The following is a 16,768-nucleotide window of genomic DNA, read 5'->3' on the forward strand; positions in this document are numbered from 1 at the left end:
ATATAATGAATTGTCAATATCTATGTATAAATTATACAAGTATGGAAATGCTAATAAAATCGGTATTTGTTTTTGGATGTGGTTTTCTTAATTAGAAACCCTTTTTTCTTTTGTCTTGTAAAAGTATTTTCTTTCTTTGGAAGAAATGCTTATTACACATATAATACGCATGATTTGAGGGGTGAATCAGTTGACAGGTCAACTAGTTCAGTATGGACGACACCGCCAGCGCAGAAGCTATGCTCGCATTAGCGAAGTGTTAGAATTACCAAATCTCATTGAAATTCAAACCTCTTCTTATCAGTGGTTTCTTGATGAGGGTCTTAGAGAGATGTTTCAAGACATATCACCAATTGAGGATTTCACTGGTAACCTCTCTCTTGAGTTCATTGATTATAGTTTAGGTGAGCCTAAATATCCTGTAGAGGAATCAAAAGAACGTGATGTGACTTACTCAGCTCCGCTAAGAGTGAAGGTTCGTTTAATTAACAAAGAAACTGGAGAGGTAAAAGACCAAGATGTCTTCATGGGTGATTTCCCTATTATGACAGATACAGGTACTTTTATCATTAACGGTGCGGAACGCGTTATCGTTTCTCAGCTTGTTCGGTCTCCAAGTGTATATTTCAGTGGTAAAGTAGACAAGAACGGTAAAAAAGGTTTTACCGCAACTGTCATTCCAAACCGTGGCGCATGGTTAGAATACGAAACTGATGCGAAAGATGTTGTTTATGTCCGCATTGATCGCACACGTAAGTTGCCGGTTACGGTTCTTTTGCGTGCTCTCGGCTTCGGCTCCGATCAAGAGATTCTTGATCTCATAGGAGAAAACGAATACCTGAGAAATACGCTTGATAAAGATAACACAGAAAACAGCGACAAAGCGCTGCTTGAAATTTACGAGCGTCTCCGTCCTGGAGAGCCGCCTACAGTAGAAAATGCGAAAAGCTTGCTTGATTCTCGTTTCTTTGATCCGAAACGATACGATCTTGCCAATGTAGGACGCTATAAAATTAATAAAAAACTTCATATTAAGAATCGCCTCTTCAATCAGAGACTTGCTGAAACGCTCGTTGATCCTGAAACAGGAGAAATCCTTGCTGAAAAAGGTCAGATTCTTGATAGAAGGACACTTGATAAAGTACTGCCATACTTAGAAAACGGAATCGGTTTCAGAAAGCTGTATCCGAATGGCGGTGTTGTTGAAGATGAAGTGACTCTTCAATCCATTAAAATCTTTGCTCCGACTGATCAAGAAGGAGAACAGGTTATTAATGTAATCGGGAATGCTTACATCGAAGAAGAGATTAAAAACATCACGCCTGCTGATATTATTTCTTCAATCAGCTACTTCTTCAACCTGCTGCACGGAGTAGGCGACACAGATGATATCGATCATCTTGGAAACCGCCGTTTACGTTCTGTAGGCGAGCTTCTCCAGAACCAATTCCGTATCGGTTTAAGCCGTATGGAGCGTGTGGTTCGTGAGAGAATGTCAATTCAAGATACGAATACAATTACGCCTCAGCAGCTGATCAATATTCGTCCTGTTATTGCGTCCATTAAAGAGTTCTTTGGAAGCTCACAGCTTTCTCAATTCATGGATCAGACGAACCCGCTTGCTGAATTAACGCATAAGCGCCGTCTGTCAGCATTAGGACCGGGCGGATTGACACGTGAGCGTGCCGGAATGGAAGTGCGTGACGTTCACTACTCCCACTATGGCCGTATGTGTCCGATTGAAACGCCTGAGGGCCCGAACATCGGTTTGATCAACTCACTATCATCTTATGCAAAAGTAAACCGTTTTGGCTTTATTGAAACGCCATATCGCCGCGTTGATCCTGAAACAGGGAAGGTAACGGGCAGAATCGATTACTTAACTGCTGATGAAGAGGATAACTATGTTGTCGCTCAAGCGAACGCTCGTCTTGATGACGAAGGCGCCTTTATTGATGACAGCATCGTAGCTCGTTTCCGCGGGGAGAACACCGTTGTTTCCAGAAACCGTGTAGACTACATGGATGTATCGCCTAAGCAGGTTGTATCTGCTGCGACAGCATGTATCCCGTTCTTAGAAAACGATGACTCCAACCGTGCCCTCATGGGAGCGAACATGCAGCGTCAGGCTGTGCCTTTGATGCAGCCAGAAGCGCCATTTGTTGGAACTGGTATGGAATACGTATCAGGAAAAGACTCTGGTGCCGCTGTAATTTGTAAACACCCTGGTATCGTTGAACGCGTAGAAGCGAAAAACGTTTGGGTTCGCCGTTATGAAGAAGTAGACGGTCAAAAAGTAAAAGGAAACCTGGATAAATACAGCCTGCTGAAATTTGTCCGCTCTAACCAAGGTACGTGCTACAACCAGCGTCCGATCGTAAGTGTCGGCGATGAAGTGGTAAAAGGAGAAATCCTTGCTGACGGCCCTTCTATGGAGCTTGGTGAACTTGCACTTGGCCGTAACGTAATGGTTGGCTTCATGACATGGGATGGCTACAACTATGAGGATGCCATCATCATGAGTGAACGCCTTGTAAAGGATGATGTTTATACATCTATCCACATTGAAGAATACGAATCAGAAGCACGTGATACGAAACTTGGACCTGAAGAGATCACTCGCGATATTCCAAACGTCGGTGAAGATGCGCTTCGCAATCTTGATGACCGCGGAATCATCCGTATTGGGGCAGAAGTAAAAGACGGAGATCTTCTTGTTGGTAAAGTAACGCCTAAAGGCGTAACTGAACTGACTGCAGAAGAACGCCTGCTTCACGCCATCTTTGGCGAGAAAGCCCGCGAGGTTCGTGATACTTCTCTTCGTGTGCCTCACGGCGGCGGAGGAATTATCCATGACGTTAAAGTCTTCAACCGTGAAGACGGAGACGAACTTCCTCCAGGTGTTAACCAGTTAGTACGCGTATATATCGTTCAGAAACGTAAGATTTCTGAAGGGGATAAAATGGCCGGTCGTCACGGTAACAAAGGTGTTATCTCTAAGATTCTTCCTGAAGAGGATATGCCTTACCTTCCTGACGGCACACCAATTGATATCATGCTTAACCCGCTGGGCGTACCATCACGTATGAACATCGGGCAGGTATTGGAACTTCATATGGGTATGGCCGCTCGTTACCTCGGCATTCACATTGCATCTCCTGTATTTGACGGAGCGCGTGAAGAGGATGTCTGGGAAACACTTGAAGAAGCCGGCATGTCTCGTGACGCCAAAACAGTGCTTTACGACGGACGTACTGGAGAGCCGTTTGATAACCGCGTATCTGTCGGTATCATGTACATGATCAAACTGGCTCACATGGTTGACGATAAACTCCATGCTCGCTCTACAGGTCCTTACTCACTTGTTACGCAGCAGCCTCTTGGCGGTAAAGCGCAATTTGGCGGACAGCGTTTCGGTGAGATGGAGGTTTGGGCACTTGAAGCTTATGGTGCGGCTTACACTCTTCAAGAAATTCTGACTGTTAAGTCCGATGACGTGGTTGGACGTGTGAAAACATACGAAGCCATCGTTAAAGGCGACAATGTTCCTGAACCAGGTGTTCCGGAATCATTCAAAGTGTTAATCAAAGAACTTCAAAGCTTAGGTATGGATGTCAAAATCCTTTCTGGTGATGAAGAAGAAATAGAAATGAGAGATTTAGAAGACGAAGAAGATGCGAAACAAGCTGACGGCCTGGCATTATCAGGTGATGAAGAGCCGGAAGAAACAGCATCTGCAGACGTTGAACGTGATGTAGTAATAAAAGAATAATCTCTAGTTATAAAGGCAAGTGACATCGGTTAATCCGAAGATAAAAAGGGAGGTAGGCCCCTTGCTAGATGTGAACAATTTTGAGTATATGAACATCGGTCTTGCTTCACCGGATAAAATCCGTTCATGGTCTTTTGGTGAAGTGAAAAAGCCTGAAACGATAAACTATCGTACGTTAAAACCTGAAAAGGACGGTCTATTCTGCGAACGCATTTTCGGACCGACTAAGGACTGGGAATGTCATTGTGGGAAGTACAAGCGAGTTCGTTATAAAGGCGTAGTTTGTGACCGCTGCGGAGTCGAAGTAACACGGGCTAAAGTCCGTCGTGAGAGAATGGGGCACATTGAACTGGCTGCCCCAGTTTCCCACATTTGGTATTTCAAAGGTATTCCAAGCCGTATGGGTCTTGTGCTGGATATGTCACCTCGTGCTTTAGAAGAAGTGATTTACTTTGCTTCTTACGTTGTAACTGACCCGGCAAATACACCGCTTGAAAAGAAACAGCTTCTGTCTGAGAAAGAATACCGTGCTTATCTTGATAAATACGGTAATAAATTCCAAGCATCTATGGGTGCTGAAGCAATTCATAAACTTCTTCAAGATATCGATCTTGTAAAAGAAGTTGATATGTTAAAAGAAGAGCTGAAAACTTCACAAGGACAACGACGTACTCGTGCGATCAAACGTCTTGAAGTTTTAGAAGCCTTCCGTAACTCAGGAAACAAGCCTTCTTGGATGATCCTTGATGTGCTTCCTGTTATTCCTCCGGAGCTTAGACCGATGGTTCAGCTAGATGGCGGACGTTTTGCGACTTCTGATTTGAACGATCTTTATCGTCGTGTCATCAACCGTAACAATCGTTTGAAACGCCTTCTGGACCTTGGTGCGCCAAGCATCATCGTTCAAAACGAAAAGCGTATGCTTCAAGAGGCTGTCGATGCCTTAATTGACAACGGCCGCCGCGGACGCCCTGTAACAGGTCCTGGTAACAGACCGTTAAAATCTCTTTCTCACATGTTGAAAGGGAAGCAAGGCCGTTTCCGTCAAAACCTTCTTGGTAAACGTGTCGATTACTCCGGACGTTCTGTAATCGTTGTTGGTCCTCATTTGAAAATGTACCAATGCGGATTACCGAAGGAAATGGCGCTTGAACTCTTCAAGCCTTTCGTTATGAAAGAACTTGTTGAAAAGGGTCTTGCTCACAACATTAAGAGTGCGAAACGCAAAATTGAGCGCGTACAGCCTGAAGTTTGGGATGTATTAGAATCAGTTATTAAGGAGCACCCAGTACTGCTGAACCGTGCCCCTACACTTCACAGATTAGGTATTCAGGCGTTTGAACCAACGCTTGTTGAAGGACGCGCAATCCGCCTTCACCCGCTCGTATGTACAGCTTACAACGCTGACTTTGACGGTGACCAAATGGCGGTTCACGTACCATTATCTGCTGAAGCACAAGCTGAAGCACGCATCTTGATGCTTGCGGCTCAAAACATCTTGAACCCTAAAGATGGTAAACCGGTTGTAACTCCGTCTCAGGATATGGTACTTGGTAACTATTACCTGACACTTGAGCGTGCCGGTGCTGTCGGTGAAGGTATGGTCTTCAAGAATACAGACGAAGCGCTTCTTGCTTATCAAAACGGATATGTTCACCTTCATACGAGAGTAGCTGTTGCAGCTAACTCCCTTAAGAATGTGACATTTACCGAAGAACAGCGCTCAAAATTGTTAATTACAACTGTCGGTAAGCTTGTCTTCAATGAAATTCTTCCGGAATCATTCCCTTACATGAATGAACCAACGAAGAGCAACATTGAAGAGAAAACACCTGACCGTTTCTTCTTGGAAAAAGGTGCTGACGTTAAAGCTGTCATCGCACAGCAGCCAATCAATGCACCGTTCAAAAAAGGTATTCTGGGTAAAATCATCGCGGAAATCTTTAAACGATTCCATATCACGGAAACGTCTAAAATGCTTGACCGCATGAAAAACTTAGGTTTCAAATATTCAACAAAAGCTGGTATTACAGTTGGGGTTTCTGACATCGTCGTACTCGATGATAAACAAGAAATTCTTGAAGAAGCGCAAAGCAAAGTTGACAACGTTATGAAGCAGTTCCGCCGCGGTCTGATCACTGAAGAAGAACGCTATGAGAGAGTCATCTCTATCTGGAGTGCTGCAAAAGACGTGATCCAAGGCAAACTGATGAAATCACTTGATGAACTCAACCCAATCTACATGATGAGTGACTCTGGTGCCCGTGGTAACGCATCTAACTTTACGCAGCTTGCCGGAATGCGCGGTCTGATGGCCAACCCGGCTGGACGTATCATTGAGTTGCCGATCAAATCAAGTTTCCGTGAAGGTCTGACAGTATTGGAGTACTTTATCTCCACACACGGTGCGCGTAAAGGTCTTGCCGATACCGCTCTTAAAACTGCTGACTCAGGTTACCTTACACGCCGTCTCGTTGACGTTGCGCAGGATGTTATCATCCGTGAAACTGATTGCGGAACTGACCGAGGCATTCTTGCTAAGCCTCTTAAAGAAGGAACCGAAACAATTGAGCGCTTAGAAGAACGCTTAATCGGCCGTTTTGCACGAAAACAAGTGAAGCACCCTGAAACAGGTGAAGTGCTTGTGAATGAAAACGAACTAATCGATGAAGATAAGGCGCTGGAGATTGTCGAAGCTGGCATTGAAGAAGTGTGGATCCGTTCTGCCTTCACATGTAATACGCCTCATGGTGTATGTAAACGATGCTATGGCCGAAATCTTGCAACTGGCTCCGATGTTGAAGTCGGTGAAGCTGTCGGAATCATTGCTGCCCAATCAATCGGTGAGCCTGGTACACAGTTAACAATGCGTACATTCCATACAGGCGGGGTTGCCGGAGACGATATCACACAGGGTCTTCCGCGTATCCAAGAGCTTTTCGAAGCGCGTAATCCGAAAGGTCAGGCAACAATTACAGAAATCGACGGTACAGTCGTTGAGATTAATGAAGTTCGTGATAAGCAGCAGGAAATTGTCGTTCAAGGCGCAGTGGAAACACGTTCTTATACGGCACCTTACAACTCCCGTCTGAAAGTAGCGGAAGGAGATAAAATTACTCGTGGCCAAGTACTGACAGAAGGTTCAATCGATCCGAAAGAACTTCTTAAAGTGACTGACCTGACGACTGTTCAAGAGTATCTTCTCCATGAGGTTCAAAAGGTTTACCGTATGCAGGGTGTTGAAATCGGTGATAAACACGTAGAAGTAATGGTTCGCCAGATGCTTCGTAAAGTACGCGTAATTGATGCCGGTGACACTGATGTGCTTCCAGGTACATTGCTTGACATCCACCAATTTACTGAAGCGAACAAAAAGGTGTTGCTTGAAGGCAATCGACCTGCTACAGGCCGTCCTGTCTTACTCGGTATTACAAAAGCATCTCTTGAAACTGATTCATTCTTATCTGCTGCTTCCTTCCAGGAAACAACGCGTGTCCTTACAGATGCAGCGATCAAAGGTAAGCGTGACGAGCTTCTCGGCTTGAAAGAGAATGTTATCATCGGTAAACTTGTTCCAGCTGGTACAGGAATGATGAAATACCGTAAAGTAAAACCAGTATCAAATGTTCAGCCGACTGACGATATGGTTCCGGTTGAATAACTGATTTCATTCTGCTGAAAGACTGTTTTTGCAGTCTTTCAGCAGATATATTTATTAAAAAGTCACTCTATGAGAAGATAGAAACTAAAAAATGTCATACCTTGTTGACATTCGTCTCCTAGAATGATAATATAACCAAGGTGCTCGAAATAAACCTGTTACTTTGGAGGATATGTTTATGTCTTATGATAAAGTATCACAGGCCAAATCAATTATTATTGGTACGAAGCAAACAGTGAAAGCTCTAAAGCGAGGTTCAGTAAAGGAAGTAGTCGTTGCAAAGGACGCAGATCCGATACTTACGTCAAGTGTTGTTTCACTTGCGGAAGATCAAGGTATCTCTGTCTTAATGGTTGAATCCATGAAAAAGCTCGGCAAAGCCTGCGGAATTGAGGTAGGAGCAGCCGCTGTTGCCATTATTTTATAACGTACTTTTGTTTTTACGTAAGATTCAATCTTGTGTAAAGACATTGTTTTTTGCCTTTTGATGAACCACCTGGGTATGTGGGTTATAAAACGTAATGAAGGGAGGAAAAAATCATGCCTACAATTAATCAGCTAATTCGCAAAGGACGCGTGAGTAAAGTAGAAAACTCAAAGTCTCCTGCACTTAACAAAGGATACAACAGCTTTAAAAAAGAGCACACTAACGTATCTTCTCCACAAAAACGCGGGGTATGTACTCGTGTTGGTACAATGACACCGAAAAAACCGAACTCAGCACTTCGTAAATATGCTCGTGTTCGTTTGACTAACGGAATCGAGGTTACTGCTTACATTCCTGGTATCGGTCACAACCTGCAAGAGCACAGTGTTGTACTTATCCGCGGTGGACGTGTAAAAGACTTACCAGGGGTACGTTACCACATCGTTCGTGGTGCGCTTGATACTGCTGGAGTTGAAAACCGTGCACAAGGCCGTTCTAAATACGGTACGAAAAAACCTAAAGCAAAATAATAAACGAAAATACGCATAATTGATGAAGGGAGGATATTCAGATGCCACGTAAAGGTCCTGTAGCTAAAAGAGATGTTTTACCTGATCCGATTTACAACTCTAAACTTGTATCTCGTCTAATCAACAAAATGATGATCGATGGTAAAAAAGGTAAGTCTCAAACAATCCTATACAAGTCATTCGATATCATTAAAGAACGTACTGGCAATGATGCAATGGAGGTTTTCGAACAAGCATTGAAAAACATCATGCCTGTACTTGAAGTAAAAGCACGCCGTGTAGGTGGTGCGAACTACCAAGTTCCTGTAGAAGTTCGTCCTGAACGTCGTACGACTCTTGGACTTCGCTGGTTAGTAAACTACGCTCGTCTTCGTGGAGAAAAAACGATGGAAGAGCGTTTAGCTAACGAAATCCTTGACGCAGCTAACAACACTGGTGCTGCTGTTAAGAAACGTGAAGATACTCATAAGATGGCTGAAGCAAACAAAGCATTTGCTCACTATCGTTGGTAGGATTTATATACTAAAAAACACAATTTCCCAATAAGGAAGGAGAAATTACCCAATGGCAAGAGAGTTCTCCTTAGACAAAACTCGTAATATCGGGATCATGGCTCACATTGATGCCGGTAAAACGACTACTACAGAACGTATCTTGTTCTATACTGGTCGTATCCACAAAATTGGTGAAACTCATGAAGGAGCTTCACAAATGGACTGGATGGAGCAGGAACAAGAACGTGGTATCACAATCACTTCCGCTGCGACAACTGCACAGTGGAAAGGATACCGCGTAAACATCATCGATACTCCAGGACACGTAGACTTCACAGTTGAAGTTGAACGTTCTCTTCGTGTACTTGATGGTGCTGTTGCTGTACTTGATGCGCAATCAGGCGTTGAGCCTCAAACAGAAACTGTTTGGCGTCAGGCAACAACTTACGGAGTACCGCGTATCGTTTTTGTTAACAAAATGGACAAAATCGGTGCAGACTTCCTTTACTCTGTAGGAACTTTAAGAGATCGTCTTCAAGCAAACGCTCATGCAATTCAATTGCCGATCGGTGCTGAAGATAATTTCGAAGGTATCATCGACCTTGTAGAAAACGTTGCGTATTTCTACGAAGATGACCTCGGAACTCGTTCTGATGCAAAAGAAATCCCTGAAGAGTATAAAGAGCAAGCTGAAGAGCTTCGCAACAGCCTTATTGAAGCTGTATGTGAGCTTGATGAAGAGCTTATGGATAAATACCTTGAGGGTGAAGAAATCACAATTGACGAGTTAAAAGCAGGTATCCGTAAAGGTACATTAAATGTTGAATTCTACCCTGTTCTTGTTGGTTCTGCCTTCAAAAACAAAGGTGTTCAACTCGTACTTGATGCTGTTCTTGACTACCTTCCTGCACCAACTGACGTTGCTGCAATCAAAGGTACACGTCCTGATACAAATGAAGAGATTGAGCGTCATTCTTCTGATGAAGAGCCATTCTCTGCATTAGCATTTAAAGTTATGACTGACCCTTACGTTGGTAAGTTGACGTTCTTCCGTGTGTACTCTGGAACACTTGATTCCGGTTCATACGTGAAAAACTCTACTAAAGGCAAACGTGAGCGTGTTGGACGTATTCTTCAAATGCACGCTAACAGCCGTGAAGAAATCTCTACTGTATACGCAGGGGATATCGCAGCTGCTGTAGGTCTAAAAGATACAACTACTGGAGATACTCTATGTGATGAGAAGGATCTTGTTATCCTTGAGTCAATGGAATTCCCAGAACCAGTTATCGACGTTGCTATTGAGCCTAAATCAAAAGCTGACCAAGATAAAATGGGTATCGCTTTAGCGAAACTTGCTGAAGAAGATCCTACATTCCGTACTCAAACAAACCCAGAAACTGGCCAAACGATCATCTCTGGTATGGGTGAACTTCACCTTGATATCATTGTTGACCGTATGAAGCGCGAATTTAAAGTAGAAGCCAATGTTGGTGCTCCTCAAGTTGCGTACCGTGAAACATTCCGTACCGGTGCAAAAGTAGAAGGTAAATTCGTACGTCAGTCTGGTGGACGCGGTCAGTTCGGACACGTTTGGATCGAATTCGAACCAAACGAAGAAGGCGCGGGCTTTGAATTTGAAAATGCGATTGTTGGTGGGGTCGTTCCTCGTGAATACATCCCAGCTGTTCAAGCAGGTCTGGAAGATGCACTTGAAAATGGTGTACTAGCAGGCTTCCCGCTTATCGACATTAAAGCTAAACTTTTCGACGGTTCTTACCATGATGTTGACTCAAACGAAATGGCATTTAAAGTTGCTGCTTCTATGGCATTGAAAAATGCAGTCAGCAAATGTAACCCAGTTCTTCTTGAACCAATCATGAAAGTAGAAGTGGTTATTCCAGAAGAATACATGGGAGATATCATGGGTGATATCACTTCACGTCGCGGACGCGTAGAAGGTATGGAAGCACGCGGTAACGCTCAAGTTGTTCGTGCTATGGTTCCTCTTGCTGAAATGTTCGGTTACGCTACTGCACTTCGTTCTAATACGCAAGGTCGCGGTACGTTCACTATGTTCATGGATCACTACGAAGAAGTGCCGAAGAGCGTTTCTGAAGAAATTATCAAAAAAAATAAAGGCGAATAATTGATTTTGCCGCTTAACTCAAGTATAACTACTATTGTAAGATGAGGAAGTGAAAGCTTTCTTTCACTTCCTATCACTCTATACATTACTAATTAAAAGCTCTTAAGGAGGATTTTAGAATGGCTAAAGAAAAATTCGACCGTTCCAAATCACATGCCAATATTGGTACAATTGGACACGTTGACCATGGTAAAACAACTTTAACTGCTGCTATCACAACAGTACTTCATAAGAAATCTGGTAAAGGTACAGCTATGGCGTACGATCAAATTGATGGTGCTCCAGAAGAACGTGAGCGCGGTATCACAATCTCTACTGCACACGTTGAGTACGAAACTGAAACTCGTCACTATGCACACGTTGACTGCCCAGGACACGCTGACTATGTTAAAAACATGATCACTGGTGCTGCACAAATGGACGGAGCTATCCTTGTAGTATCTGCTGCTGATGGCCCAATGCCACAAACTCGTGAGCACATCCTTCTTTCTAAAAACGTTGGTGTACCATACATCGTTGTATTCTTAAACAAATGCGACATGGTAGACGACGAAGAGCTTCTTGAACTAGTTGAAATGGAAGTTCGCGATCTTCTTAGCGAATACGACTTCCCTGGTGATGATGTACCAGTAATCAAAGGTTCTGCTCTTAAAGCTCTTGAAGGTGACGCTGAGTACGAAGCTAAAATCTTCGAACTTATGGATGCGGTTGATGAGTACATCCCAACTCCAGAACGTGACACTGAAAAACCATTCATGATGCCAGTTGAGGACGTATTCTCAATCACTGGTCGTGGTACAGTAGCGACTGGCCGTGTAGAACGCGGACAAGTTAAAGTCGGTGACGAAGTTGAAATCATCGGTCTACAAGAAGAGAACAAGAAAACAACTGTTACAGGTGTTGAAATGTTCCGTAAGCTTCTTGATTATGCTGAAGCTGGTGACAACATTGGTGCCCTTCTTCGTGGTGTATCTCGTGAAGAAATCCAACGTGGTCAAGTACTTGCTAAACCAGGTACAATCACTCCACACAGCAAATTCAAAGCTGAAGTTTACGTTCTTTCTAAAGAAGAGGGTGGACGTCACACTCCATTCTTCTCTAACTACCGTCCTCAGTTCTACTTCCGTACAACTGACGTAACTGGTATCATCCATCTTCCAGAAGGCGTAGAAATGGTTATGCCTGGAGATAACACTGAAATGAACGTTGAACTTATCTCTACAATCGCTATCGAAGAAGGAACTCGTTTCTCTATTCGTGAAGGCGGACGTACTGTTGGTTCAGGCGTTGTTTCTACAATCACTGAGTAATAGTATGATTTTAAACGAGATCCACTGTGGGTCTCGTTTTTTGTTTGCTTATCTTTTTCTTGTATAATAGGATCTATCATATTCGAGGGGCTACTATCTATGATTCCTGAAAAGAGATCAATCGCAATCATGAAAGAACTGAGCATTGAAAATACAAAGCAAATGCTGATGATTAATGGAGCTGATATTGAAAATCCATTGCTGCTTTTTTTACATGGCGGGCCGGGTACGCCGCAAATCGGATACATTAGACATTATCAAAAAGAGCTGGAACGGTATTTCACTGTAGTTCATTGGGATCAGAGAGGATCAGGGCTTTCATATTCTAAACGAATTTCGCAACACTCCATGACAATAAATCACTTCATTAAAGATGCAATCCATGTCACTCAATGGCTCTTAGCTCACTTTTCAAAAACAAAACTATATCTGGCCGGTCATTCTTGGGGGTCAATACTGGCGCTTCATGTAGTGCAGCAGCGCCCGGACTTGTTTTACGCTTATTATGGAATCAGTCAGGTTGTCAGCCCTCACGATGAAGAATCAACTGCTTATCGACATATTCGTAAAACTTCTGAAGAAAAAAAAGCCAGCATATTATCTTTGCTAACACGTTTCATTGGTGCTCCGCCTTGGAAGCAGGATATCCAGCATCTTATCTATCGATTTTGCGTTGAGGTAAGCAGAGGAGGATTCACTCGCCTGCATCGACATTCTCTTGCTGTTTTATTTCAAATGCTTACTGGTAATGAGTATGGTGTGCGAAACATTCATAGCGTCCTCAATGGACTGCGCTTCAGCAAAAAACATTTAACAGATGAGTTGTACAGGTTTAATGCATTTAGATCTGTTCCTTCTATTAAAGTACCGTGTGTTTTCATTTCAGGGAAACATGACTTAATTGTTCCAACTGAAATATCGAAACAGTATTATCAAGAACTCGTGGCGCCCGAAAAGCGCTGGGTTCAATTTGAGAATTCAGCTCATACCCCGCATATTGAAGAGCCGTCATTATTCGCTAGTACACTAAGTCGTCATGCACGCTACCATTTATGATAGGTCCTTGATAAATAAGAAAAACCCCTGTATAATATAAAAAGTGTGCAAACCATGCATATTTTAAATAAGTCTTGCAACATACGCCTATTTTCTGTATAATGGTGTATGTTGGTCTTTGACTGCGATGAAGTGAGAGGTTGCTGACACACCCGGCCGCTTTGCCATGGCAAGGTGTTCAGGTTTTTCTCACGGAGAACTGTCTAACGTGATGTAGGCGAAAAGGAGGGAAAATAATGGCAAAACAAAAAATTCGTATTCGTTTGAAAGCATATGATCATAGAATCCTTGATCAATCTGCAGAGAAGATTGTTGAAACGGCAAAACGTTCTGGTGCCAGCGTATCTGGTCCGATTCCGTTGCCAACTGAAAAATCAGTTTACACAATCCTTCGTGCGGTGCACAAATACAAAGATTCTCGTGAGCAATTTGAAATGCGTACACATAAACGTTTAATCGACATTGTGAACCCAACACCACAAACTGTTGATGCTCTTATGCGATTAGACTTACCATCTGGTGTCGATATCGAAATTAAACTTTAATTCTAAAATATAGAATGATCTTAATAGGAGGTGTGACGAATGACCAAAGGAATCTTAGGAAGAAAAATTGGTATGACGCAAGTATTCGCTGAGAACGGTGATCTTATTCCGGTAACTGTTATCGAGGCTGCTCCAAACGTTGTTCTTCAAAAGAAAACAGCTGAAAACGACGGTTACGAAGCAATCCAGCTTGGTTTTGACGACAAGCGTGAAAAGCTTTCTAACAAACCTGAAAAAGGGCACGTTGCAAAAGCGGAAACTGCTCCTAAGCGCTTCGTTAAAGAATTACGCGGAGTGGAAATGGATGCGTATGAAGTTGGTCAGGAAGTCAAGGTTGAAATTTTCTCTGCTGGAGAAATCGTAGATGTAACAGGAGTATCTAAAGGTAAAGGTTTCCAAGGTGCGATCAAACGCCACGGACAATCTCGCGGACCTATGTCTCACGGTTCACGCTACCACCGTCGTCCTGGTTCAATGGGACCTGTAGATCCTAACCGTGTATTCAAAGGTAAATTATTACCTGGACGTATGGGCGGAGAGCAAATCACTGTTCAAAACCTTGAAATCGTAAAAGTTGATGCAGAACGCAATCTTCTTTTGATCAAAGGTAACGTACCTGGTGCGAAGAAAACTTTAATCACTGTTAAAAGTGCTGTTAAATCTAAATAACTCTCTTAGGAAAGGAGGAAATTGATCATGCCAAAAGTAGCATTATACAACCAAAACGGTTCTACTGCTGGTGACATCGAATTAAATGCTTCTGTATTTGGTATCGAACCAAATGAGAGTGTTGTATTCGACGCTATTCTTATGCAAAGAGCTTCCTTACGTCAAGGAACTCACAAAGTAAAAAATCGTTCTGAAGTACGCGGCGGAGGTCGTAAACCATGGCGTCAAAAAGGTACTGGACGTGCCCGTCAAGGTTCAATCCGTTCACCGCAATGGCGCGGAGGTGGTGTCGTATTCGGCCCAACACCACGCAGCTATTCTTATAAATTACCTAAAAAAGTTCGCCGCTTGGCAATCAAATCAGTATTGTCTTCTAAAGTGAACGACAACAACATCATCGTTCTTGAAGATCTTACTCTTGATACGGCTAAAACAAAAGAAATGGCAGCTATCCTTAAAGGATTATCTGTTGAGAAAAAAGCTTTAATCGTAACTGCGGATGCAAACGAAGCAGTAGCTTTATCTGCTCGTAACATTCCTGGAGTTACTGTTGTTGAAGCTAACGGAATCAACGTTTTAGACGTTGTCAACCACGAGAAGCTTCTGATTACAAAAGCAGCGGTTGAAAAAGTAGAGGAGGTGCTTGCATAATGAAAGATCCTCGTGATGTTCTAAAGCGCCCCGTCATTACTGAACGTTCTGCTGATTTAATGACTGAAAAGAAATATACTTTTGAAGTTGATGTAAGAGCTAACAAAACAGAAGTGAAAGACGCGGTTGAAAGCATCTTTGGAGTGAAAGTTGACAAAGTCAACATCATGAACTACAAAGGTAAATCAAAACGTGTTGGACGCTACACTGGTATGACTAGCCGTCGCAGAAAAGCGATCGTAAAACTTACTGCAGACAGCAAAGAAATCGAAATTTTTGAAGCTTAATTATCTGTAAAAAGAAGGAGGGAAATTCAAAATGGCGATTAAAAAGTATAAACCGACCTCTAATGGACGTCGTGGCATGACAACTTCAGATTTTGCTGAAATCACGACTGACAAGCCGGAAAAATCCTTGCTTGCTCCCCTTCACAAAAAAGGCGGACGTAACAACCAAGGTAAATTGACTGTACGTCACCAAGGTGGCGGACATAAACGCCAATACCGTGTTATCGACTTCAAACGCGATAAAGATGGTATACCTGGACGCGTTGCTACAGTTGAATACGATCCAAACCGTTCAGCTAACATCGCTCTAATCAACTATGCAGACGGAGAAAAACGTTACATTCTTGCTCCTAAAGGAATTCAAGTGGGTACTGAAATCATGTCAGGTCCTGAAGCTGACATTAAAGTAGGTAATGCACTTCCACTTATCAACATCCCTGTTGGTACAGTTGTGCATAACATTGAATTAAAACCTGGTAAAGGCGGACAGCTTGTACGTTCAGCTGGTACATCTGCTCAGGTTCTTGGTAAAGAAGGTAAATACGTTCTTGTACGTCTTAACTCTGGTGAAGTTCGCATGATCCTTTCTGCTTGCCGTGCTTCTATCGGTCAAGTAGGTAACGAACAGCACGAACTTATCAACATTGGTAAAGCTGGACGTTCTCGCTGGAAAGGCATCCGTCCTACAGTTCGTGGTTCTGTAATGAACCCTAACGATCACCCACACGGTGGTGGTGAAGGACGTGCGCCAATCGGACGTAAATCACCAATGTCTCCATGGGGTAAACCAACTCTTGGATTCAAGACTCGTAAGAAAAAGAACAAATCCGATAAATTTATCGTACGTCGTCGTAAAAATAAATAACGGGGTTGTCTACGGTTCTTTTCGGACCGTAGTGCAATCACGAAGGGAGGTTCCAAAATGGCTCGCAGCTTAAAAAAAGGACCATTTGTCGATGGACACTTGATGACTAAAATCGAGAAATTAAATGAAACAGACAAGAAACAAGTCGTAAAAACTTGGTCTCGTCGTTCTACTATTTTCCCACAGTTTATTGGTCACACAATCGCAGTCTATGACGGACGTAAACACGTGCCTGTATTCATCTCTGAAGATATGGTAGGGCACAAGTTGGGTGAATTCGCTCCAACTCGTACGTACAAAGGTCATGCTAGTGATGACAAAAAAACAAGACGCTAAGAGAGGAGGCTTTTAA

At 43.1% G+C, this 16,768-nt stretch carries 14 protein-coding genes; all 14 read left to right on the top strand.

Annotated elements, in window-relative coordinates:
* The first annotated feature begins 190 nt into the window (after positions 1–190).
* The 14 genes from rpoB to rpsS all read left to right on the top strand — a co-directional run bounded on the left by rpoB (position 191) and on the right by rpsS (position 16,752).
* A complete protein-coding gene (rpoB, locus tag CDO84_RS20960; RefSeq protein ID WP_040081034.1) occupies positions 191–3,772 on the top strand; it encodes a DNA-directed RNA polymerase subunit beta in 3,582 nt (1,193 codons plus the stop codon).
* Positions 3,773–3,833: 61 nt separating this feature from the next.
* A complete protein-coding gene (gene rpoC, locus CDO84_RS20965) occupies positions 3,834–7,433 on the top strand; it encodes a DNA-directed RNA polymerase subunit beta' (RefSeq protein WP_004399688.1) in 3,600 nt (1,199 codons plus the stop codon).
* Positions 7,434–7,611: 178 nt separating this feature from the next.
* A complete protein-coding gene (locus CDO84_RS20970) occupies positions 7,612–7,860 on the top strand; it encodes a 50S ribosomal protein L7ae-like protein (RefSeq protein WP_003242012.1) in 249 nt (82 codons plus the stop codon).
* Between the two features lie 113 nt (positions 7,861–7,973).
* Complete coding sequence (gene rpsL / locus CDO84_RS20975) at positions 7,974–8,390, top strand: 30S ribosomal protein S12 (protein WP_003225781.1); 417 nt, start codon at positions 7,974–7,976, stop codon at positions 8,388–8,390.
* A gap of 41 nt (positions 8,391–8,431) precedes the next feature.
* On the top strand, positions 8,432–8,902 hold the full coding sequence (gene rpsG, locus CDO84_RS20980; protein WP_003225784.1) for a 30S ribosomal protein S7: 471 nt from the start codon (positions 8,432–8,434) through the stop codon (positions 8,900–8,902).
* Between the two features lie 52 nt (positions 8,903–8,954).
* The gene (gene fusA, locus CDO84_RS20985) at positions 8,955–11,033 is read left to right on the top strand and encodes an elongation factor G (RefSeq protein WP_014662529.1); all 2,079 of its coding nucleotides are present in this window, start codon (positions 8,955–8,957) and stop codon (positions 11,031–11,033) included.
* A 119-nt stretch (positions 11,034–11,152) separates the two neighbouring features.
* Positions 11,153–12,343, top strand: coding sequence for an elongation factor Tu (gene tuf, locus CDO84_RS20990; protein WP_003242008.1), 1,191 nt, complete (start codon positions 11,153–11,155; stop codon positions 12,341–12,343).
* A 99-nt stretch (positions 12,344–12,442) separates the two neighbouring features.
* Positions 12,443–13,399 carry an alpha/beta fold hydrolase gene (locus CDO84_RS20995; protein ID WP_040081031.1) on the top strand — a complete coding sequence of 319 codons (957 nt, stop codon included), beginning with the start codon at positions 12,443–12,445 and terminating at the stop codon, positions 13,397–13,399.
* A gap of 236 nt (positions 13,400–13,635) precedes the next feature.
* The gene (rpsJ, locus tag CDO84_RS21000; RefSeq protein ID WP_003156464.1) at positions 13,636–13,944 is read left to right on the top strand and encodes a 30S ribosomal protein S10; all 309 of its coding nucleotides are present in this window, start codon (positions 13,636–13,638) and stop codon (positions 13,942–13,944) included.
* A 39-nt stretch (positions 13,945–13,983) separates the two neighbouring features.
* The gene (gene rplC, locus CDO84_RS21005; RefSeq protein ID WP_014662531.1) at positions 13,984–14,613 is read left to right on the top strand and encodes a 50S ribosomal protein L3; all 630 of its coding nucleotides are present in this window, start codon (positions 13,984–13,986) and stop codon (positions 14,611–14,613) included.
* A gap of 27 nt (positions 14,614–14,640) precedes the next feature.
* On the top strand, positions 14,641–15,264 hold the full coding sequence (gene rplD, locus CDO84_RS21010) for a 50S ribosomal protein L4 (RefSeq protein ID WP_003225792.1): 624 nt from the start codon (positions 14,641–14,643) through the stop codon (positions 15,262–15,264).
* Positions 15,264–15,551, top strand: a complete 288-nt coding sequence (gene rplW / locus CDO84_RS21015) for a 50S ribosomal protein L23 (RefSeq protein ID WP_003156467.1) — start codon at positions 15,264–15,266, stop codon at positions 15,549–15,551. Before rplD ends, rplW begins: the two co-directional genes overlap by 1 nt.
* A 31-nt stretch (positions 15,552–15,582) precedes the next feature.
* On the top strand, positions 15,583–16,416 hold the full coding sequence (gene rplB / locus CDO84_RS21020) for a 50S ribosomal protein L2 (protein WP_003225795.1): 834 nt from the start codon (positions 15,583–15,585) through the stop codon (positions 16,414–16,416).
* A 57-nt stretch (positions 16,417–16,473) separates the two neighbouring features.
* On the top strand, positions 16,474–16,752 hold the full coding sequence (gene rpsS / locus CDO84_RS21025) for a 30S ribosomal protein S19 (protein ID WP_003156472.1): 279 nt from the start codon (positions 16,474–16,476) through the stop codon (positions 16,750–16,752).
* Positions 16,753–16,768: the final 16 nt, after the last annotated feature.

This window comes from Bacillus sp. MD-5 (genome assembly GCF_002201875.1).
Lineage (GTDB): Bacteria > Bacillota > Bacilli > Bacillales > Bacillaceae > Bacillus > Bacillus stercoris.

Excerpts from the sequence above, each read along its gene's own strand:
- rplD (WP_003225792.1), top strand. The coding sequence starts at position 14,641 with ATGCCAAAAGTAGCATTATACAACCAAAACGGTTCTACTGCTGGTGAC.
- rpsL (WP_003225781.1), top strand. The coding sequence starts at position 7,974 with ATGCCTACAATTAATCAGCTAATTCGCAAAGGACGCGTGAGTAAAGTA.
- rpsJ (WP_003156464.1), top strand. The coding sequence starts at position 13,636 with ATGGCAAAACAAAAAATTCGTATTCGTTTGAAAGCATATGATCATAGA.
- CDO84_RS20995 (WP_040081031.1), top strand. The coding sequence starts at position 12,443 with ATGATTCCTGAAAAGAGATCAATCGCAATCATGAAAGAACTGAGCATT.
- rplC (WP_014662531.1), top strand. The coding sequence starts at position 13,984 with ATGACCAAAGGAATCTTAGGAAGAAAAATTGGTATGACGCAAGTATTC.
- fusA (WP_014662529.1), top strand. The coding sequence starts at position 8,955 with ATGGCAAGAGAGTTCTCCTTAGACAAAACTCGTAATATCGGGATCATG.
- tuf (WP_003242008.1), top strand. The coding sequence starts at position 11,153 with ATGGCTAAAGAAAAATTCGACCGTTCCAAATCACATGCCAATATTGGT.
- rpsG (WP_003225784.1), top strand. The coding sequence starts at position 8,432 with ATGCCACGTAAAGGTCCTGTAGCTAAAAGAGATGTTTTACCTGATCCG.
- rplB (WP_003225795.1), top strand. The coding sequence starts at position 15,583 with ATGGCGATTAAAAAGTATAAACCGACCTCTAATGGACGTCGTGGCATG.
- rpsS (WP_003156472.1), top strand. The coding sequence starts at position 16,474 with ATGGCTCGCAGCTTAAAAAAAGGACCATTTGTCGATGGACACTTGATG.
- CDO84_RS20970 (WP_003242012.1), top strand. The coding sequence starts at position 7,612 with ATGTCTTATGATAAAGTATCACAGGCCAAATCAATTATTATTGGTACG.
- rplW (WP_003156467.1), top strand. The coding sequence starts at position 15,264 with ATGAAAGATCCTCGTGATGTTCTAAAGCGCCCCGTCATTACTGAACGT.